Origin of the sequence: Burkholderia pseudomultivorans, assembly GCF_001718415.1 — a bacterium.
Taxonomy (GTDB): Bacteria; Pseudomonadota; Gammaproteobacteria; order Burkholderiales; family Burkholderiaceae; genus Burkholderia; species Burkholderia pseudomultivorans_A.
In genome coordinates, this window is the sequence record NZ_CP013378.1 from 1,264,290 (window position 1) to 1,284,118 (window position 19,829).

At 68.2% G+C, this 19,829-nt stretch carries 17 protein-coding genes; 4 read left to right on the forward strand and 13 right to left on the reverse strand.

What is annotated here, in order from left to right; all coding sequences use genetic code 11:
- Positions 1 to 32 precede the first annotated feature (32 nt).
- From WS57_RS18260 to WS57_RS18270, 3 genes are all read right to left on the reverse strand, one after another.
- Positions 33 to 704 (reverse strand): hypothetical protein, encoded by a 672-nt coding sequence (locus WS57_RS18260; RefSeq protein ID WP_059605251.1) that lies wholly within the window; start codon positions 702 to 704, stop codon positions 33 to 35.
- A 92-nt stretch (positions 705 to 796) separates the two neighbouring features.
- On the reverse strand, positions 797 to 2,674 hold the full coding sequence (locus WS57_RS18265; protein ID WP_069244671.1) for an amidohydrolase: 1,878 nt from the start codon (positions 2,672 to 2,674) through the stop codon (positions 797 to 799).
- Between the two features lie 156 nt (positions 2,675 to 2,830).
- Entirely contained in the window at positions 2,831 to 5,731 is a 2,901-nt protein-coding gene (locus tag WS57_RS18270; RefSeq protein WP_069244672.1) for an ATP-binding protein, read from the reverse strand.
- 398 nt (positions 5,732 to 6,129) lie between these two features.
- Here WS57_RS18270 and WS57_RS18275 point away from each other — a divergent pair, with 398 nt between their 5' ends.
- Positions 6,130 to 7,035: a helix-turn-helix domain-containing protein gene (locus WS57_RS18275; protein WP_009688502.1), complete on the forward strand. Its 906-nt coding sequence runs from the start codon at positions 6,130 to 6,132 to the stop codon at positions 7,033 to 7,035.
- A 111-nt stretch (positions 7,036 to 7,146) separates the two neighbouring features.
- Here the strand turns inward: WS57_RS18275 and WS57_RS18280 are convergent, their stop codons facing one another.
- The gene (locus WS57_RS18280) at positions 7,147 to 7,797 is read right to left on the reverse strand and encodes a DsbA family oxidoreductase (RefSeq protein WP_069244673.1); all 651 of its coding nucleotides are present in this window, start codon (positions 7,795 to 7,797) and stop codon (positions 7,147 to 7,149) included.
- Between the two features lie 112 nt (positions 7,798 to 7,909).
- Here WS57_RS18280 and WS57_RS18285 point away from each other — a divergent pair, with 112 nt between their 5' ends.
- The gene (locus WS57_RS18285; RefSeq protein WP_059513595.1) at positions 7,910 to 8,815 is read left to right on the forward strand and encodes a LysR family transcriptional regulator; all 906 of its coding nucleotides are present in this window, start codon (positions 7,910 to 7,912) and stop codon (positions 8,813 to 8,815) included.
- Between the two features lie 18 nt (positions 8,816 to 8,833).
- Here WS57_RS18285 and WS57_RS18290 read toward each other — a convergent pair whose 3' ends face one another.
- Genes WS57_RS18290 through WS57_RS18300 form a run of 3 tightly spaced genes read right to left on the reverse strand, consistent with a single transcriptional unit; the run spans position 8,834 to position 12,006 of the window.
- Complete coding sequence (locus WS57_RS18290) at positions 8,834 to 10,282, reverse strand: alginate export family protein (protein WP_059513592.1); 1,449 nt, start codon at positions 10,280 to 10,282, stop codon at positions 8,834 to 8,836.
- Positions 10,282 to 11,223 carry a hypothetical protein gene (locus WS57_RS18295; protein WP_059605455.1) on the reverse strand — a complete coding sequence of 314 codons (942 nt, stop codon included), beginning with the start codon at positions 11,221 to 11,223 and terminating at the stop codon, positions 10,282 to 10,284. The genes WS57_RS18290 and WS57_RS18295 overlap by 1 nt, the downstream gene beginning before the upstream one ends.
- A gap of 48 nt (positions 11,224 to 11,271) precedes the next feature.
- Positions 11,272 to 12,006, reverse strand: coding sequence for a YoaK family protein (locus WS57_RS18300; RefSeq protein ID WP_059605244.1), 735 nt, complete (start codon positions 12,004 to 12,006; stop codon positions 11,272 to 11,274).
- A gap of 331 nt (positions 12,007 to 12,337) precedes the next feature.
- On the opposite strand from WS57_RS18300, the gene WS57_RS18305 reads away from it, so the two are divergent.
- Positions 12,338 to 13,057 carry a TetR/AcrR family transcriptional regulator gene (locus WS57_RS18305; RefSeq protein ID WP_069244674.1) on the forward strand — a complete coding sequence of 240 codons (720 nt, stop codon included), beginning with the start codon at positions 12,338 to 12,340 and terminating at the stop codon, positions 13,055 to 13,057.
- A 351-nt stretch (positions 13,058 to 13,408) separates the two neighbouring features.
- Positions 13,409 to 14,551, forward strand: a complete 1,143-nt coding sequence (locus WS57_RS18310; RefSeq protein ID WP_069244675.1) for an FAD binding domain-containing protein — start codon at positions 13,409 to 13,411, stop codon at positions 14,549 to 14,551.
- 19 nt (positions 14,552 to 14,570) lie between these two features.
- Here WS57_RS18310 and WS57_RS18315 read toward each other — a convergent pair whose 3' ends face one another.
- The 6 genes from WS57_RS18315 to ada form a co-directional block, all read right to left on the reverse strand.
- The gene (locus WS57_RS18315; protein WP_335645808.1) at positions 14,571 to 15,728 is read right to left on the reverse strand and encodes a porin; all 1,158 of its coding nucleotides are present in this window, start codon (positions 15,726 to 15,728) and stop codon (positions 14,571 to 14,573) included.
- A 435-nt stretch (positions 15,729 to 16,163) separates the two neighbouring features.
- Entirely contained in the window at positions 16,164 to 16,715 is a 552-nt protein-coding gene (locus WS57_RS18320; protein ID WP_059605232.1) for a methylated-DNA--[protein]-cysteine S-methyltransferase, read from the reverse strand.
- Positions 16,716 to 16,843: 128 nt separating this feature from the next.
- Positions 16,844 to 17,620, reverse strand: coding sequence for a 2OG-Fe(II) oxygenase (locus tag WS57_RS18325; protein ID WP_409070474.1), 777 nt, complete (start codon positions 17,618 to 17,620; stop codon positions 16,844 to 16,846).
- Positions 17,617 to 17,919, reverse strand: coding sequence for an Ada metal-binding domain-containing protein (locus WS57_RS18330; RefSeq protein WP_069245449.1), 303 nt, complete (start codon positions 17,917 to 17,919; stop codon positions 17,617 to 17,619). The genes WS57_RS18325 and WS57_RS18330 overlap by 4 nt, the downstream gene beginning before the upstream one ends.
- Before the next feature lie 20 nt (positions 17,920 to 17,939).
- Entirely contained in the window at positions 17,940 to 18,647 is a 708-nt protein-coding gene (locus WS57_RS18335) for a 2OG-Fe(II) oxygenase (protein ID WP_059513570.1), read from the reverse strand.
- 35 nt (positions 18,648 to 18,682) lie between these two features.
- Entirely contained in the window at positions 18,683 to 19,759 is a 1,077-nt protein-coding gene (gene ada, locus WS57_RS18340; RefSeq protein WP_069244676.1) for a bifunctional DNA-binding transcriptional regulator/O6-methylguanine-DNA methyltransferase Ada, read from the reverse strand.
- Positions 19,760 to 19,829 lie beyond the last annotated feature (70 nt).

Genomic DNA, 19,829 nt, shown 5'->3' on the forward strand with positions numbered 1-19,829 from the left:
GGCCGGATCTGCGCGATCCGGCCGGCTTCATGTCAGGCGTCCTTCCAGCGTGCGCCCAGCACGCGTCCGCAGAAATTCGGCCGATGAAAATCCGGATCGGCGCGCTCGAGCACGTCGGCGCTCCAGGTGCCGAACGTCGATGCCGGCCGGTGCGCGACGCCGCGCGCAACCGCGTCGAGGAAGGCCTCGCCGAACCCGTCGCCACGTGGGTAGGCCGCGAGCAGCGCGCGCCGCTCCTCGGGCGAATACGCGTCGAAGTCGACGCCCATCAGGTCGGTCGATACCGCCGACGCCAGTGCGCGAGCGAGCGGCGACACGCGCGCGGCCACGCCCGGCGTCGTATGGAGCGCGATCGCGCGCCACACGTCGTCGCGCATGCACTGCGAGGTCTGATGGCGCAGCAGGAACGCATGGGCGGCATCGGCACTGTCGAGCTCGTAGCGCGCGGTCGAACGGCCGTACGCCGTACTCAGCCCCATGTTGGCGTACATCGCGGCGACATACAGCGCATCGGCGTCGCAGGGCTCCTTCGCGCGCCGGGCCGCGAGCGACGCGAGCACGAATAGCCGGCAGGCGTGATCGGCAATCGCGCGCGGCAGCGACGCACGCGCCGCCTCGGCGGCTTCGACCGCCATCTGCGACCGCGGTATGCGCACGCCCGCGACTTCGTCGTCGGCAGGTGCGCACGTTTGCGCTGTACTCATTTCGTCTCCTTCTGCCCCCTGCCGGGGCGGCAAATTGTCGATCGTTCGCGGCGCCCGTCGACGCAAGCGGTCACGCGCCGCCTGACGCCGCCCTAGCAGGCGGCGCTCGGTTGACGGAATCCTGCGCAGCGCTCCAGCGCGTCCATCGCCGCTGCATGGAGGCACTGTGTGAAACGAGTGCGCGCGCGCGCGGTGCTGTCGTGCGGGCCGCGATCGGGCGCGGCGCACACCGGCACGGACACCGCCGGCTGTCGCCGGCCGGTGCCACCGAACTCGGCCACCGGCGACCACGCGGGGCTGATCGCCAGCGGCGGCGGCGCGAGCGGCGCAAATTCCGCGTCCGCATGCACGACCTTGCCGCCCACGACGGTCAGCACCGACGACAGCGACTTGATCTGCGTTTCGTCGATCGTGAAGTAATCGTCGGTCAGCACCGCGAAATCCGCGTACTGACCGGGCACCAGCGCCCCCTTCCGATCGTCCTCGTTCGAGAACCACGCGCTGCCGACCGTGTAGCGGCGCAGCGCTTCCATGCGACTGAGCCGGTTGCACTCGGGATAGAGCGCCGTGCCGCCGACCGTACGCCCCGACACCATCCAGTACAGCGACAGGAACGGGTTGTAGCTCGCGATTCGGGTCGCGTCGGTGCCCGCGCCGACCGGCAGCCCGGCCGCCAGCATCGTGCGGATCGGCGGCGCGCGCATCGCGGCCTGCGCGCCGTAGCGCGCGATGAAATACTCGCCCTGGAACGCCATCCGGTGCTGGACCGTCACGCCGCCGCCGAGCGCGGCGATGCGCGCGATGTTCGCATCCGAAATCGTCTCGCAGTGGTCGAAGAACCAGCGCAGCCCGTCGAACGGAACGTCACGGTTCACCGCTTCGAGCACGTTCAGGAAGCGGCCGATCGATTCGTCGTACGTCGCGTGCAGCCGGAACGGCCAGCGGTGCCGCACCAGCAGGCGGACCACCGCGGCGAGTTCGGCCTCGAGCGCGGCGGGCAGGTCGGGGCGCGGTTCGAGAAAATTGCCGAAATCGGCGGCCGAGTACACCAGCAGCTCGCCGGCGCCGTTCATCCGCAGGAACGCGTCGCCGTCGCCGGGCTTCGCCAGCGTCACCCAGCGCGCGTAGTCGTCGAGCTCCCGTCCGGCATGCTGCACGAACAGGCTATAGGCGATGCGCACCGTCATCTCGCCGCGCTGCGCGAGCGTCATGATCGCGGCATAGTCGTCCGGATAGGCCTGGAAATCGCCGCCGGCATCGATCGCGCTCGTCACGCCGAGGCGGTTCAGTTCGCGCATGAAATGCCGCATCGAATTCATCTGGTCGTCGATGCCGAGCTTCGGGCCCTTCTCGAGCGCGGTGTGAAGCACGCCCATGTCCGGGCGCGCGATCAGCATGCCGGTCGGCCGGCCGAGGCGATCGCGCTGGATCTCGCCGCCGGGCGGATCGGATGTGTCGCGACCATAGCCGATCGCGCGCAGTGCGGCCGCGTTCAGCAGCGCACTGTCGCCGAGGTGCATGATGAAGACCGGCGTGTCGGGCGCGATCGCGTTGAGTTCGGCCACCGTCGGCCCGCGCTTTTCGGCGAACTGGAATTCGGTCCAGCCGCCGACCACGCGCACCCACTGCGGCGCCGGCGTCCGTAACACCTGGCGACGCAGCATCGCGAGCGCGTCGGCCAGCGTCGGCACGCCGTCCCAGCGCAACTCCAGGTTGAAATTCAGGCCGCCGCGAATCACGTGCAGGTGCGAATCGTTCAGCCCCGGAATGACGGTGCGGCCGTTCAGGTCGATGCGAAGCGTGTCGGCGCGCGCATGGCGCATCACCTCGTGCCCGCTGCCGGTCGCGAGGATCCGGCCGTCCTTCACCGCGAGTGCGGTCACGAACGACTGCCGGTCGTCCTGCGTCGCGATCTTGCCGTTGCATACGATGAGGTCCGCCGCTGCGGCGGATTCCTTCGCCTTAAGCACCGTCGGGCCTCCCGCTTGCGCCGCAGGCCGGGCCGCGCGTCGCGTACCCCCGGTTTGACGATTGACGGACCATCCACTTCCCCTTGAACATTGAACGATTGGGCCGGCGGGCCGCGGTGCAGTCGCGCGGCCGCCTCCTGCGCGGGCCGGGCGCCGCTACGCCACCGTCTGCATCGCGTCCGCCGCCTCGTGCCGCGTGCGCGTCCGGCCGCTCGACGGTGTCGGCTCCGGACGCACGAAGTTCTGCACGCGCGCGAGACGGCGCAGGTCGAACGCGCGCGATTGCGGATCGAAGTGCGCCGGCAGGCTGGCCACCAGCGACGCGGCCTGCGCGATGCGCCCGCGCTCGATCAGGTGATCGGCGAGATCGAGCGTGCCGCGCAGCGCCCATATCGCTGCGCCCTGCCCGTTCGCGGTATGGATCCCCGTCAGCAGATGACGACGTCCCTCGGCTTCGCAGGCGATGGCGAGATCCGTATCGACGGCGCGGGCCTGTTCGAGCATCGCCAGCCCTCTGGCGCGCAACAGCTCCGGCACGAACAGATGCTCGCCGTGCGCGCGGCAGCGCACGAGCGTCGCGTCGAGCTTCGCGCAGGCCTCGGCCGCGCGGCCGGTGCGCGTCAGCCCTTCCGCGTACGCGACGACCAGCGGCGCGAGCAGGCGCCGGAATCCGCTGGCTTCGATGTGCCGCAGCGCGGGTTCGAGCCGTGCGAGACCGGCGCCCGGATGCCCGGCCTGCATGTCGAACTGTCCGGCCAGGCATTCCGCGTGGCTGAGCCAGATGTCGAAGCCGTTTGTTTCCGCGGCCATCCGCAGCGTGCCGAGATAGTCGGCAATCACGTCGTGGTCGCCGTAGCGCAGCGCGATCGGCACCGCCGCCGCGCCGAGCACGACGCACAGCGCCGCGCCCGAACCCGCGCGGCGCGCGTGTTCGACCGCCTGCGCGGCCAGCCGCATCGCGTATTCCGGATCGCCCTGCATCCACACGAGCCGCGTCAGCATGGTCCGGCCGAGCGTCGCGACGTCGACGCCGAGCGCCGCCTGCGCACAGGCCGGTTCGCCGACCTCGGCCAGCTCGGCCGTCGCCGCCTCCAGCCGCTCGCGCGCCTGCGCATGCTCGCCGAAATAATGCAGGGAAGTCGCGACCATCGCGTTCGCCAGCAGCCGCTGCGGTCGGTCGCCGCGCCGCTCGGCGGCGCGCTCGAAGCGCATCGCGTAGCGCAGCGATTCGTGGATGTCGGAACGCGTCAGCATCGTATTCCACAGCCCGACCAGCGCGCGCGCATCGAACGCCGCGTCGCCGGTGCGGCCCGCCAGCGCGAGCGTCCGGTCCCACATCGTGGCCGCGGTCTGCGTATCGCCATCGGTATGCAGCAGCGCGGTCGCATAGGCAGCGCGCAAGCGCATCTCGCGCGCCGCGTCGATAGCCCCGGCCTCGCCGGCTTCAGCCGCCTCGAGCGTTCGCCGCGCCGGCATCGAACATTCACGCATCCGCGCTGGCTCCAGCAACGCACGCGCCAGCGCGTCCGCTGCCGTTACCGCTTCCCCATCCGCTGCCGGCGGCTCGACGGTCACGGTCTCGCAAGACGCCGGGGCGCCCGCAGCACCCCGCAGGCTCGCCCGGTCGGCAGCCGCCTGCATCCGCGCTTCGCCCTGCTCGCGCTCGTAGCGCACATGACGCGCGGCAACCGATTCGAATTCGCCCTCGTTGTGCAGCTTTTCGAGCGCATACGCACGCGTCGATTCCGTCAACCGGTAGCGCACCTGCGTGCCGTTGAACTCGACGCTCACCAGCGACTTCGCCACCAGTTCGCCGAGCACCGCGATCATGTCGGCGGCGGACATCGCGGGATCCATCGCCACCTCGCGCGCGGCGTCGAACGTAAACGGACCGATGAAGCACGCCATGCGGCGAAACAGCGCGCGCGCTGGTGCGTCCAGCAGCACGTAGCTCCAGTCGAACGTCGCCCGCAAGGTCTGATGGCGCGGCAAGGCCGATCGAAGCCCGCCCGTCAGCAGGTTCAGCCGGTCGTCGAGACGCGACGCGACGACCTCGAGTCCGAGCGTCGCGACGCGCGCGGCAGCCAGTTCGATGGCCAGCGGCAGCCCGTCGAGACGCCGGCAGATATCGCCGATCAGCCGGATGCCGGCCGGGTCGATCGCGCACTCGGGCGTGGCGGCACGGATCCGCGCCAGGAACAGCTCGACGGCCGAATGGCGCATCATCTCGTCGACCGACGCATCGCCGTCCGGCACCGCCAGCGGACTCACGCGGAACACGGCTTCGGCCGAGATATGCAGCGGCTCGCGACTCGTCACGAGCACGCGCAGCGACGCGGCGCGCGAGGTCAGCGTATCGACCAGGTCGGCCACCAGGTCGACGACGTGCTCCGCGTTGTCGAGCACGATCAGCCCGGGCGACGCGGCGAACGCATCGGCGATCCTGTCGACACCCGGCACGTGGTCCGTCTCGAGTTCCAGCGCTGCGGCAATCGCAAGCAGCACCTCGTCGCGCGTCGCGGCACTCGCCAGCGCGACGAACACGACGCGTTCGCCGGAGCGGCCGCGCACCTCGTGCGCGACCCGGTCGGCGAGGCTCGTCTTGCCGATGCCGCCCGCACCAACCAGCGTGACGACCGGCGCACGCTCGATCATGTCGACGATCTGTTCGATCTCGGCCTGACGTCCGACGAGCGGCTGCGGACGGGCAGTCGTGACGACCTCGCGCGGCACCGGCATCGCGCGCGGCACCGCCTCCTGCGCGACGACAGGATTCGCGATCAGCAGATAGCCGCGGCCCGGCACCGTCTTGATCAGGTCGCGGTTCGCGCCGAGCGCCTTGCGCAAGGTCGCGACATGGACCTGCAGCCGGTTCTCCTCGACGATCAGGCCCGGCCAGACGGCATCCATGATGTCGTCCTTCGACACGACGGAACCGTTGGCGCGATGCAGTACTTCCAGTATGTCAAGCGCGCGTGCGCCAATACGCAGCGACGCGCCATGGCGGCGAATGTCCCGCTGCTCGAAATCCACCGACAACGTCCCGATCTGGATCATGGCCACCTCCAGGTTCCCCACGATGACCGCCGTGTGAACATGGCCGTTCACTCAGGCGGAAGTCCGCATCCGGCCAGCGTTGCAAGCTGGATGCAAAGACTCAGAAAGCAAGCGGAGTGTAACCGCCGCATAAACAAAAATCTTGAAGGAAAATGCGCTGACGGCCGCCGCCACCGCATGCCGCCCCGCGCGCGCCGCGCCCACATAAACGGGGCAACATCATTGGCGGGCGCACCTTCGCGTGCGGGCCGCGCGTCGCGCGGCACGGGTCGATGCCGCACTGGTATTGCGTCGGATGTGGACATTTGTTCAAGTCGTCTTGGGACTGTCAGGCGCGCCGTATAAACTGCTCGTAAAAACGCTCGCGCGCCGCCCCTCCAACGAAGGATCGTTCCGTCATGCCCGCTCCCCTCGCCGCGCCGCCGGCGCCACCGAAGGACACGCTCGGATGTCTGTCGAGCCTGCTGTCCAAGGATATTGAAAGGTCGGTCGGCGGCCTGACGCTCCATCGCAAATGCATGCGCGACGAACAATTCGAGCGCATCGAAATGGCGGCCAGCGATCGCGGCTTCCTGATCGGCGTGTCGCTCAACGGCGGACACCATCGCACGATCTATGGCGGGAGCGGCAAATCCGAGCGGCGGTTTCAGCACAACACGATCTACATTCGCGACTTCTCCCGGAATTTCCGCGCCGACCTGTACGGCAAGTTCGACTTCGTGCTGGTCGAGCTGTCGCACCGCTACCTCGACGACCTCGGCCGCGAACACGACGGCACGGAAATCGGCGGCCTGACCTGCGCGCCCGACGTGCAGGACCCGGTGCTCGGCCATCTCGCGCACGCCGTCGCCGACAGCCTCGACGGGCGCGGCGCGCTGAACACGCTGTTCATCGAGCAGATGGGGCTCGCGATCGGCACGCATCTCGCGCGCCAGTACGGCAACGCCAGCGTGCGCGACCTGCAGCGCAAGGGCAGACTGTCGCCGGCCAAGATCGCGCTCGCCAAGGAACTGCTGATGGAAAAAGCCGATCTCGGCGTGTCGATCGAGGAAGTCGCGAGCGAATGCGAGCTGTCGCGCGGCTATTTCATCCGTGCGTTCTCGCGAACGACGGGACGCACGCCCCATCAATGGCTGCTCGAACAGCGCGTGATCCGTGCCCGACAACTGATCGAGACGACCTCGATGACGCTCGCGGAAATCGCGGCGGCGTGCGGTTTCGCGGACCAGAGCCATCTGAACCGCGTGTTCGCCCGCATCGTTGGCCACCCGCCCGGCGCATGGCGGCGCGAACTGTCCCGCTGAGCCGCGCGATTGCCCGCGCCACGCGGACGCGACGCGCGACACCGATCGCATAACGCCGCTCGGCGACGCGCTTCGGCGTGCCGGCATCGCCCACCGCTCGCCGGTCCGGACTCAGGCCGCCGCGTCATGCACGCGCTGCGCGGCGATCAATGCATCGCGAAAGACCGCAGCCGGCTGCGCGCCGCTGACGACCGCCTGCCCGATGCGCGTCGACGGCACCGACGCGACGCCTTCGCTCACCGTGCCCGCTTCGAGCTCGACCACCGCGTCGAGCCCTGCGTCGGACGCGAGGAACGCACGCACCGCGTCGCCCGGCAGACCGGCGCCGGTCGCGATCTCGACCAGCACGTCCGCGTCGCCGATATCTCGGCCATCGCGAAAATATGCGGCGAACAGCGCATCGACGAGCGCGACCGCGCTGCCGCGTTGCTGCGCGAACCAGACGAGCCGGTGTGCCAGCCGCGTATTCGGCGTACGCGCGATCCGCGCATGATCGAACACGAGGCCCGCCGCCCGTCCGGCTTCGGCCACATGCGCGTCGAGTCCCTGCGAGCGCGCCCAGCTGCCGAACTTCGCGCTCCGGTATGCCTTGCGGTCCATCCCGCCGGCCGGCATCGACGGATTCAGTTCGAACGGCACGAACCGGACGTTCACGCTGCCGGTCAGGCCGACTTCATCGATCGCCTGCGCGAGCCGGTGCCCGGCAATCCAGCACCACGGGCAGATGAGATCGTGGATCACCGTTACTTCGATAGGCTTCATGGCTGCCTCCTGTACATGGCTACATTGCAGTCTCGAAGATAGCGCCGGTGCGCCGGCGATAGAATGCGAACGGCACGCAACGCATCGTTGCGGCACGCACAAAGGCGATCACATGGACAAATTCTCCGCGCTGCGCGCATTCGTGGAAGTAGCGGAAGCCGGCGGCTTCTCGAGCGCGGGGCGGCGTCTCGAACTCGCGGCGTCGTCGGTGGTGCGCGCGGTCGATGCGCTCGAGGCGTCGCTCGGCACCGTGCTGCTGAACCGCACGACGCGGCAGGTCACGCTGTCCGACGCGGGCGCCGTGTACTACGCACGCGCGAAGCAACTGCTGGAGGAACTCGCGGAAGCCGACGCGCTGGTCGCCGATCGCGGCGACGAGCCGTCCGGGCCGCTGCGTGTGTCGGTGCCGGTGGCCTACGGCGTGCGCCGCATCGCACCGCACGTCGCGGCCTTCCTCGCGCGCTATCCGAAGCTCGACCTCGACCTGCAGCTCACCGACGAGCGCGTCGATCTCGTGACCGGCCGGATCGACGTCGCGATCCGGCTCGGCGAAGCGGCGCCGTCCGCGGAAGTCGTCGCGCGGCCGCTCGGCGCGTTCCATCGCTATGTCGTCGCCAGCCACGACTACCTCGACGCGCGCGGCACGCCCGCGACGCCGGGCGAACTGGTCGATCACGAATGCCTGCGCTTTCACTTCGGCGGCGATCAGCAGGCGTGGGCCTTTGCCGATGCGCACGGCACGACCAGGGTACTGGTCACCGGACGCCTGAAATCGAACCACAGCGAAGTGCTGCGCGAGGCCGTGCTCGATAGCGCCGGCATTGCGCTGCTGCCCGACTGGCTCGTCGATGCCGACGTCCAGTCGGGCCGCCTGCGCAGGCTGTTCGAACAGTACGACGTCACGCCGGATACGGCCCGCTCGGTCGTCACCGCGCTGTACCTGCCGAACCAGCGCGGCTCGAAGCGCGTCGCGGCGTTCATCGATTTCGTCGAGACGCTGGCGCGCGCGCAACACTGAGCCGCGCGGCGCGACGCGCTACCAGCCGAACTTCGCTTCCATGCCGACATAGTCGGCGTTGCGCGCCCCAAGCGCGCGAATCGAGTCGGCGATCTGGAAGTGCACGGCCTCGACGGCCAGCGCCACGTTCTGATTGACGAGCCAGTCCACGCGCGCCTGCGCATACATGCCCGTCCACGCACCGCCCTTGCCGGCCGTGCCGGGCACCGCCGACATCCCCTGCCCGTAGATTGCGTCGGCCGTCGTCTCGCGCCACTGAAAACCGAGCGCCGTCAGCACCGTCACGCTGGAGGACGGCTTGAACGTCAGCGAAGGCTTCACGTGAATCAGGTTGCTGTAGCCTGTGTAGCCGGCGAGCGTGAAGTAATAGCCGTTCGGAAACAGCGGATTGAAGGTGCCCATGCGCCCGTCGCCCGGATGCCTGTCGCCCGAGGCACCGTCGACCTGGATGCCGATGCGCGGCGTGCCGGGCGTCTTCGCGAAGGTATAGCCGCCGAGCGCGCCGAACGCCCATGCGCCGATCGTGTCCTGGCCGATATGACCGGTCTGCAGCATTGCCTCGACGTCCCAGTCGAGCCGGCCGGATTTGCCCGCGTAGCGCAGGTCGAAGACGTCGCGCCGCTCGGTGCCGGCGCCGGAGAGATAGCGCGCGTTGTCGCGCGTATAGCGCGACCAGTAGCCCGACAGGTCGCCGGGGCCCGTACCGTTGCGCTCGATGCGCACGCCGTCGAATCGCAGGTGCCGGTTCGACACGTCGTCGAATACCGCGTCGTCGCGATACTGCACGGGGCGCGTCACATAGCCGATCAGCCGCCACTTGCCGATCTCGTAATCGGCCCACAGCGCGTCGAACGCCTGGCGCACGTTCGGGCCGTCCCGCACCGACACGAACCGCTGCAAGTCGAACGCCATCTCCTGTCGGCCGATGCGCGTCTTGAACACGCCGCCGCCCAACTGGTCGACATAGGCGACGAACGCCTGCTCGATATCGAGCTGATCCTTGTCGACGGCCCCGACCGTATCCTTGCCGAACGGCCGCGCATCGACGAACTGCACGAAGGCCTGGAAATGCCCGGCGTAACGCAGATCCGCATGCACCGTCGCGCGCTGGATCACGTAGTTGTCGTCATGCGCGGCGCCGAGCCCGAACAGCGGTGCGTTGTTCAGTTCGAAGCGCTCGCGCAGGTTCGCGCCGAGCGACAGGTAGGTCGACGGATCGGCGCCCAGCGGAATGTACTTCAGCCCGTCAAGCGGCTCGCGCGGCACGCACGGGTTCGCGAGGACCGACCAGTCTTCCTGCCAGCGGTTGAACAGCACCGTGGGACGCTTGGCGGTGCAGGTCGTGCCGCCCGGCGTCGCGGCTACCTCGGCCGCGGCCGCCGTGCCTGCGCAGGTCGCGACGCCGCCGGCCAGGACCGCGGCCGGCAACACGCTGCGCCAGGCGCGCCCGATCGATCCGCGCGCCATTACTTCGACTGCGCGTGGATTTCGGCGACGTAGCCGCCCGGGAACTGCACGAGCGCGGCATCGCGCCCGTCCGACGTGAAGCTCGGCACCAGCACGGTCACGCCTGCGGCCTGCGCCTGCTTCAGCGTCGCGGCGAGATCCGGCACTTCGTAGCCCGTCAGCTCGCGGCCGAACGGATAGGGCAGATGGCCGTCCGTCGCCAGCACGGTCATCTTGCCGAAACCCGACTCGATGCGGATGCGGCGGTACGTGTCGTTGGGCCGGCCGATCTCGACGCCCGGCGCCTTGCGCACGTCGGACACAACCTTGCCGCGCGAGAACGCGACGAAGTCGTGCACCAGCTTGTTCGCGCTCTCCGGCGACACGTACACGCGGTTCTCCGGCACCGTCTGCAGCGGGTCGTAGTGCGGCGCCTGGGTGTGCCAGTAAAGCTGCATGTTGACGCCGCCCGGCCAGCGGACGATCGCATCGCGGCCGATCGGGTCGGGGAACGTGTCGACGATCACATCCGCGCCGTGCGCACGCGCCGACTTCATCGCGACGTCCATGTCGCTGACCAGGTAGCCCGTGCGCTCGGCGCAGAACGGATACGGGATCGGCGTCTTGAAGCCGAACACGGAAATCGTGCCGGCCGGCGTGAACACGAGCTGCGACATCGTCTGGCTCGGCGTCGGCGTGACCTGGAACACGCCCTGCTGCGACTTCTTGCCGCCGAAAGTCGCGACGAAGCTGTCGGTGAAGCGGTCGAAATCCTCCGGTGCGACGCACACGTGCGTCGTGTCGTATTGCGGGCCGACCGCGACGGCCGGCACGCGCGCGGACGCGGACTGGGTCAGGCGCGTCGCATCGGCGTGGGCCGGCGCGGTCGCCAGCAACGCGCCGAGCATGGCCGTCGCCGCAGCCGTCATCCGCAATCCTTGCTGCAGTTTCGGTGCAATCATCGAGTTCTCCTTGAAAGTGGCAAGCGCAGCCGTACGCCGCGCGCGCATTCAGCGTGGCGTGGGCCGTTCGTCGGACCGGCCGGATTGATAGGCGAGGAAGCACAGGGTCGCGAGCGGCAGCGCCAGTGCCCAGAAGGCCGCGAACAGATAGGCCGCCGCGCCCGCACCGGCCCCGAGCGCAAAGCCCGCGACCGGCGGCAGCGTGCGCCGCAGCCGCACCCGCGCGGCCTCCCGTTCGGCCGGCGCGGCGAGCGGCACGAGCCAGTCGAACGCATCGATCACCGCCTGCGTGACATTGCCCGTCATCACCGTGTTGGCGACCACCGAGCGGGCCGTCAGCCGGCCGTGCGCGTTCTGCACGCCCATTGCCGCGGCGCCGAGCAGGCCGCACAGAATCGTCCTCGGCGCATCGGCGTCGGCGATCGGCGAGGCCATCACGCCGGCCAGCATGAATCCGGCCAGCAGCACGGCCTGCAGCGCATACAGCGAACGCGCCCGCACGCCGTGCCCCAGCGTGCGCATCCGATGGTCGAGCACGCGCGCGCCGACGATGCCGGCGATGAAGGCCGGAAACGCGAGCCACTTGATCGCGAGCCCTTGCCCGACGCCGGCCAGCCCCGAGCCGATCAGGATGAAGTTGCCGGTGACGTGCGCGGTGAACAGGCCGAACAGCGCGACGAAGCCGAGCGTGTCGACATAGCCGGCGATCGACGCGAGAAACACGTCCTCGCCGCGCACGCGGTCGGGCGCGGCGGCTGCCGCGGTTACGGGTTGTGGCGGCATGGCGCGGCTTCCTGGAAAGTGTCGACGGCGCCGGCCCGGCCTGGGCGCGGCGAGATCAGATAACGCATGTTCCGCTCCGGTTGCGCCGGCCGGCCCGGCTTGCCGGCTGGCATCCGGCCCATGCGGCGGCTCGGCAGCTAGACTAGTTAAGGAAAGCCTTAATGTCATGGCCGCGGCCTGAATTTTTCTGAATGCGCCGGCCGGTCGCGGCACGGACGGCCGATCCGGTTCGATGCGGGGAGGCTTCCTGCGCCGCAAACCGGAGCCGACACGCCGATCGTGTTATTTTTCGATCGATAGTTTAGGCACGCTCACCACCAGGAGCCGATGAATGACCGAAACCAAACGCAGCGCGCCCGCCCGCGAACGCGGGACGGACGCCGACGGCAACGCCGTCACGCCGGGCCGCCGGCTCGCGCCGGAGGCGCGCGAGCGGCAGATCGTCGAGAAAGCGATCGAGCACTTCGCCACGCACGGCTTTTCCGGCAGCACGCGCGAACTCGCGCGGCAGATCGGCGTCACCCAGCCGCTGCTGTACCGGTACTTCCCGAGCAAGGAGGCACTGATCGATCGCGTCTACGACGAGATCTACACGTGGAACCCCGACTGGGAAAAACTGATCGCCGATCGCGCGGTCCCGTTGCAGGAGCGGCTCGTCGCGTTCTACCGCGCGTACGCGCAAACCATCCTGCGACGCGAATGGATCCGCACCTTCATCTTCGCGGGGCTCAGCCGCGAGGGGTTCAACACGCGCTACCTGTCGCGGCTGCGCGAACGCGTCTTCCTGCCGGTGCTGCGCGAGCTGCGCCACGAGTACGAGATCGCCACGCCGACGACCGAGGCGCAGCGCAATGCCGAAATCGAACTGGTCTGGAGCCTGCACGCGAGCATCTTCTATTTCGGCGTTCGCAAATGGGTATACGGCCTGCCGGTGCCCGACGATCTCGACACTGAAATCGAACGGTTGATCGACGCGTTCCTGAATGGCACGCCCGCCGCGCTGAAGCAACTCGCGTCGGGGGGGACCGCCCGGCGGCGCCGGCGCGCGTGACACGGCGGCGGTCGCCGCGGGGCAGCGAATGCCGACGGGGCACAAGACGAATTCAGAACAATTTATCCGGCGAGCCGATCGAGTCGCCTATGCTCGAAAGGCCTCCGCACGCGCCGCCGGCGGCACGCGGGTCCAACCCAACATGCACCGTCACATGACCATCGTCGAGCCTTCGATCGCCTCTCACACTGCCACTGCGGACGGCGTCCGACCGCACTCCTGCCTCGGTGCCGGCAGCGTGCCGGGCGCCGGCTACGACCGCCGCGCCCGCGTCGCGACGCGTTTCCCGGAGGCTCTCTCCGAGCGCGCCGAACCACCGCGCCCGCAAACGATCACCGGGAGGCAGCCATCATGAGCAGCGTTTCGAGCCCGCTGGCGGTCGTCATCGGCGGATCGGTGGGCGGGCTGTTCGCGGCGACCGCATTGCGGGCGGCCGGATGGCGCGTCAAGGTGTTCGAGCAATCGCCGAACGATCTCGACAGTCGCGGCGGCGGCATCGTGCTGCAGGCGCCGATCGAACGCGCGTTCGCGTTCGGCGGCGTGCCTTTGCCACGCGATGCAGGCGTCGATTCCGTCGACCGGATCTATCTCGACGAGGACGACCGGATCGTGCAGCGCCTGTACATGCCGCAAACGCAGACCGCATGGAACGTGATCTATACGGCGCTGAAGCGCGCGCTGCCCGCCGACGTCGTGCACGCCGGCGTATCGTTCGAGCGGTTCACGCGGGAAGGCGACGACGTGATCGCGCATTTCGCGGACGGCCGCGCCGAGCGGGCCGACCTGCTGGTTGGCGCCGACGGCGGCCGCTCGAACGTCCGCGCGCAGTTGCTGCCCGATGCGCGGCCTGCCTACGCGGGCTATGTCGCGTGGCGCGGCCTCGTCGACGAGCACCTGCTGCCCGACACGGTGCTGCGGGTGTTGCGCGACCGCTTCACGTTTCAACAAGGCGACGCGCATCTGTTCCTGACTTACCTCGTGCCCGGCCGCGACGGTGCGACCGAGCCGGGCAAACGCCGCGTGAACTGGGTCTGGTACCGGCGGCTCGCACCGGACCGGCTGCCGCCGCTGTTCCTCGCGCAGGACGGCACACAGCGCGACGGCTCGCTGCCGCCAGGCGCGATGCGCGACGATAACCGGCTCGAACTCGTCGACGCCGGCCGTCGCCTGCTCGCGCCGACGCTCGCCGCGCTCGTCGAGGCGACGCACGCGCCGTTCGCGCAATCGATCCTGGATCTCGCGGTCGATCGCATGGCGTTCGGCCGCGCGGTGCTGATCGGCGACGCGGCCTGCTTGGTCCGACCGCACACGGCCGCCGGTGTCGCGAAGGCGGCGGAGAACGCGGTCGGTCTTGCCGAGGCATTGCGCGGCGTCGTGCGCGGCACCGCATTCGACGCCGCGCTGTCGCGCTGGGAAGCGGTTCAGCTCGCGACCAATGCGTCGCTGTCCGAACTCGGCATCTCGCTCGGCACCCGCGTCATGGGGCGCGCTTGAGCGGCCGGCAAAGCGCGCGTCAGAAGCGATGCGCGATGCCGACGGCATCCACGAACTGCTGGCGCGAAGCCGACGGCGTCATCCCGTTGATCGACGCGACTGCGGGCTGTCCGAGCGAATCGGTGCCGGCCGCGCGCTGATAGACCGCGATCATGTAGACGTCCGTGCGTTTCGACAGCGCATAGTGCACGCCGGCGTTGACCTGGTGGTAATGCGCGCCGATCGCGTCGGGCCCGCGCGCGAGCGTGTACGAATACGACGCGCCGAGCGACACGGCCGCGCCGATCCGGTAGCTGCCATTGAGTTCGACCGTATTGAAGCTCGCGCTGCCCGCATAGCCGCGCGGATTGGGCCCCGCGTCCGAGCCCAGTCCGACGAAGCGCGTGTTCGTATAGACCGCGCCGATCGTCGCATTGCCGAGCGCATAGCTCGCGCCCGCGCCGACCGTCTGCTCGCGGCTCGCCGATGCGTAGCCGGCCATCACCGGATTGCGCTCGGGCACCGTCGCCGACCCGAACGAGCCGATATTGTTCGCCGCGCTGCCGCCGCCGTTCGGCTGTCCGCCCCACATCGACACGTTGGGCGCGGACGCGCTGAGATAGCCGACGCCGATCCGCAACGAACTGCCCGCGTAGCCGACCCCGGCCGACATGACCTGATTCCGGCCCACGTGGCCCGGGACACCGCCCAACGCGTACATCGCACCGGCCGACCATCCATGCCAGACCGGCGTCGAGAACTTCACCGCATTGTTCTGCCTGACCGTCAGGCCCAGATCGTCGATGTCGTCCGGATGCGCGGTAATGAATCCGCCCCACTGCGATACCGTCGTGAGCGGCGCAAGAAAATCGATCACCGGCGAATATTGACGGCCGAGCATCACGCTGCCGAACCGCTCGTTCGACACACCGACGAATGCCTGCCGGCCAAACAGCGCACCGCCCTGCCCGAGCGAGCCGTTCGCGACGCTGAATCCGTTCTCCAGCGCGAATACCGCGAACGTTCCCGCGCCGAGGTCTTCCCGCCCGCGAATGCCGAATCGGCTGCCGACATAGGCCGAGGTCGTGGCGTCCTGAAGCGATATCTGCCGGTCGCCGTGAAGCGCTCCCGCCACGCGCCCGGTCTGTGCATTGCTGACGAATACCACATCGGGATTGACAATGCCGTACAAGGTCACACTGCTCTGAGCGCACGCGCCCCACGCCCATCCAAGCGGCAACGCGGCCGCGACTATCCGTACTGCTCTCTCGATCGACATATCTTCTCTCTCGTCCGACTGGAACATTCGACAAACCGATTCGGCGACAGCTGGAATAGCCGTACGCAGACATCCACCCTCTGTAGTCCGAATAATATTGCTCAGGCGACTACCGCCAGGCGCGACGCGGCTGTCCAACGACCCGCCTGGAGACGGGGTGTCGCGCATCCGCCTTCCACGATACTTATCGTTTGATAAATTATAGATCGCAGGACACGTTTGGGGCGGGGATCGCGAGTCAGTGTTTACCCGTTTTCGATTTTTTTGAACGATGGAGTCTCAAGGCGGCAGGTCCACGATTTTCGATGAATCGCGTCGCCGCTCTCGATGGATCGACGATGCGTGCGGGCAGTTCTAGAACCCCGGAAGCGTCAACGCCTCAGGAACAGGCCCACAGAACGCCGGAACCTTCTCGTGCCCGAGCAGCCAGCGCTTCCGGTGCACGCCCCACGCGTACCCTTTCAGGTCGCCGTTGCTTGCAATCACGCGATGGCACGGCACCACGATTGCGATGGAATTGGCCGCATTGGCCGCGCCCACATCGATCGCCGCACGCGGATCGTCGAAGCCCAGCGCCTTCGCCAGCTTGCCGTACGTCGTGGTCGTGCCCGGCGCAACGAGCCTCAATGCTTGCCACACGCGCAGTTGCAGATCGGTGCCGGCAGTGACGATCGACAATTCGTCGAGCGCTGTCAGCTCGCCTGCAAAGTACCGGCTGAACGCGCTCGCGATCGGCTCCGGCACCGCGCGGCTTGCAGGCTCCGACACCCCGTGGCGCTCGGCGATGCCGCGACGCAGGCGCGACAGGTGGCTGGCGAATTCGAGTGCGTGAATTGCGTCGTGCCTGTCGGTGACGACCAGCATGTCACCCATCGGGGTTTCGAAGCGACTTTGAAAAAGCTGCATGATGTGCTCCCGGTCGAAAATCAGAAACCATGCGCTTACTGTACGTGCGAGACGGTGCGGCCGAACTCCGTCTCTTGCGTTCGAATTCTCGAATTCGTGGACATGCCCCGCCCGGGAGAACCAGTGACCTACTTCGCGTCGTGAAAAATGACGCCGAGCGTGCGCCGTTCGCCGCGGCGCACCCGGCTCACGCCATGTCGCAGCGACGCGCGATAGAATCCGCGCGACGACTTCACCGGCCGATGGTTCACCGCCAGCACGACTGCGTCGCCTTGCCGGAGCGGCACGACCTCGGCCCGTCCCGGCTTCTTCGGATCGCTTTCGGTCAACAGCAGTTCGCCGCCGTCGAAATCCCGCGCGGGTTCGTCAAGCAGGAAGATCGCCTGCAACGGGAACACGAACTCGCCGTACAGATCCTGGTGTAGACAGCAGTAGTCGTTTTCCTGGTATCGCAGCAGCAGCGGTGTCGGCCGGGTCTGCCCTGCGTGACGGCACACCGCATGGAACGCTTCGAGCGTGTCGGGAAACCGGGTGTCGATGCGCATCAGGCCGTGCCAGCGGTTCGCAATCGGCGCCAGACGCGCATAAAGCGATTCGCGCAACTGCCCGACGATATCGGGCAGCGGCCGCGCGAAATACTTGTATTCGCCGCGACCGAATGCGTAGCGCTCCATCACGATGCGGCTGCGAAAACGCCGTTCCTGCGGGAAGTAATCCGCGACCTCGCGGCAAAGGGATTGCGCGAGCATTTCTGGAAGCACCGCATACCCGTCACGCGTGAGGTCGCACTCGAATGCGCGCCAGTCGATCGCGCCGAGCTTCGCGTCGATCGACGCATCCGCCGATCCTTCATCCGCATCGACGCGCTCGGCGTCGAACATCAGCGTTGCTTGCGTACTTGTCATCCCGGCTTCCTCGTGTGCGACCGGTTCGAACGCGCGGTCGAAGCCGCCTTCCAGGCAGCGTATTGTTCCGGCAGGCAGACCGCGCAAGGACGATAGCCGGCCGCGACGGCGGTCTCTTCATCCCGAAAGAACACGCGGTATTCGACATAGCCGCCGCGCGCGATCGCCTGCAGCGCGGACCGGCAGTCGAGCCGACCATAGATGCGATTGCGCCGATGTCCGCCGAGCGTGCCCGGCACGACGCTGTCGTACAGTTTGCCGTCCCGGCCGACGAGGCTGAAATGCGTGGATTGCGACATGGCCTTTGCGTTCCGCGTCGTCACGGCGCGTGATGAAACGACAGTTCGATGCCAAGCCGCTCGCCGTCGCGAACGCGACTGATCGCATGCTTCAGATTGACGCGGTAGTAGCCCTTGCTTCCCTTGAACGGACGCTGCGCAGTGCCGATGATCGCGGCATCGCCCAGCGCGAGCGGCAACACCATCGGGCGCGACTGCATCCGCGGCCGTTGCTCGGTCAGAACGAACTCCCCGCCCGTGAAGTCCTCGCCGGGTTCGCTCAGCAGCACGACGACCTGCATCGGAAAGACATGCTCGCCGTCGCTGCGCTGATGCAGCGCCAGATAGTCGCCGACACCGAGACGGCTCAGATGACACAGCGGCTGTTTTTGCCCGGCTTCGGCGTTGCGTTTCAGGAACGCGCCCAGCTCCGGCGGATATCGATACGGGACGCCCAGCGTCTCGTTCCAGCGATTGGCGATGGGCGCGAGATCCCGATACAGCGCGGCGCGCCACGACGCCAGCGGCTCCGGCAGTTGCGCCCCGAAGCGCCTGATTTCACCGCGCCCGAGTTCGAGCGAATCGAGCGACACGCGACGAGCGATACCGTCCGCCGCGATCCGGCGTACAAGTTCACGGGCCTCGTCGGGCGCGAACGCACCGGGCAGCAGTGCGTAACCGTCGGAATCGAGCTGAGCGCCAATGTCGGTCCAGTCGGGCGCGTCGCAACGGATGGAGATTTCGTTCATGTTGAAAGTCACGGTCGGGTTCGAGTGCGCAGCGCTCAGGACTTCGCTTCGCGGCGCAGCAGTTCGCGCTTGCGATCGACACCCCAGCGGTATCCGGAGATGTCGCCGTCCCGCCGTACGACGCGATGGCAAGGTATTGCAACCGCGATAGGGTTCGAGCCGCAAGCCTGCGCGACGGCGCGCGTCGCCTTCGGCGCGCCGATCCGCTGCGCGATCTCCGCGTAGCTGACGGTGGTTCCCGGCGGAATGTCGCGCAGCGCCTGCCACACGCGCTCCTGAAAGGCCGTGCCGCGAACGTCCAGCGGCAGGTTCAGGCCGATGGACGGCGCCTCCACGAATCCGACCACCTGTGCGATCAGCGTCTCGAAGTCGGCGTCTCCTCCGACGAACTGCGCTTGCGGAAACTGGTCCTGCAGGTTCCGGACGAGCAGGTCGGGATCGTCGCCCAGCAGGATCGCGCAGATCCCGCGCTCGCTTTGCGCGACGAGTATCGCGCCCAGCGTGCATTGGCCAACCGCGAACCGGATCGCCGTTCCGGCACCGCCCGCCCGATAGTCGCGTGCGCGCATGCCGAGGAGTTGATCGGAATGTTCGTAGAAGCGGCTGTTCGAATTGAAACCCGCATCGTAGATCGCATCGGTCACCGACGCGCCGGGGCCGTTCAGTTTCGAACGCAGCTTGCGCGCCCTGGACGCCGACGCATAGGCCTTCGGCGTCAATCCCGTTTCCGCCTTGAACAGGCGATGGATATGGAACGGGCTCATGCCCACATGCGCAGCCAATTCGTCGAGCTTCGGCGGCGTCTCGGCTTCGTCGATCAGCCTGCACAGCTTCGCGACGACGTCGATGCGTGCAGCCTCCGCGCTGGAGCGGTCGCCGCTCGCCCGCCGGCTCGGCCGATAGCCAGCCTTTTCGGCCTCCGCGGCGGTCGCGAAGAACACGACGTTGCTGCGTCTGGGCTGGCGAGTCGACGAGCTCGGCCGACAATAGACGCCGGTCGTCTTCACCGCATACACGAAACATGCGTCGGCACGGCGGTCTCGCGTGCGCACCGCTTCCCAACGTTCGTCGTCCGTCGTGTAGGCGTTCGTGGTTGAAACAGTCGATTCCATGGCAATCGCGCAGGAAATTTGATCACGATTCGAGAATAGTCGCGAGATCGATCGCAAGCACCCCGATTCT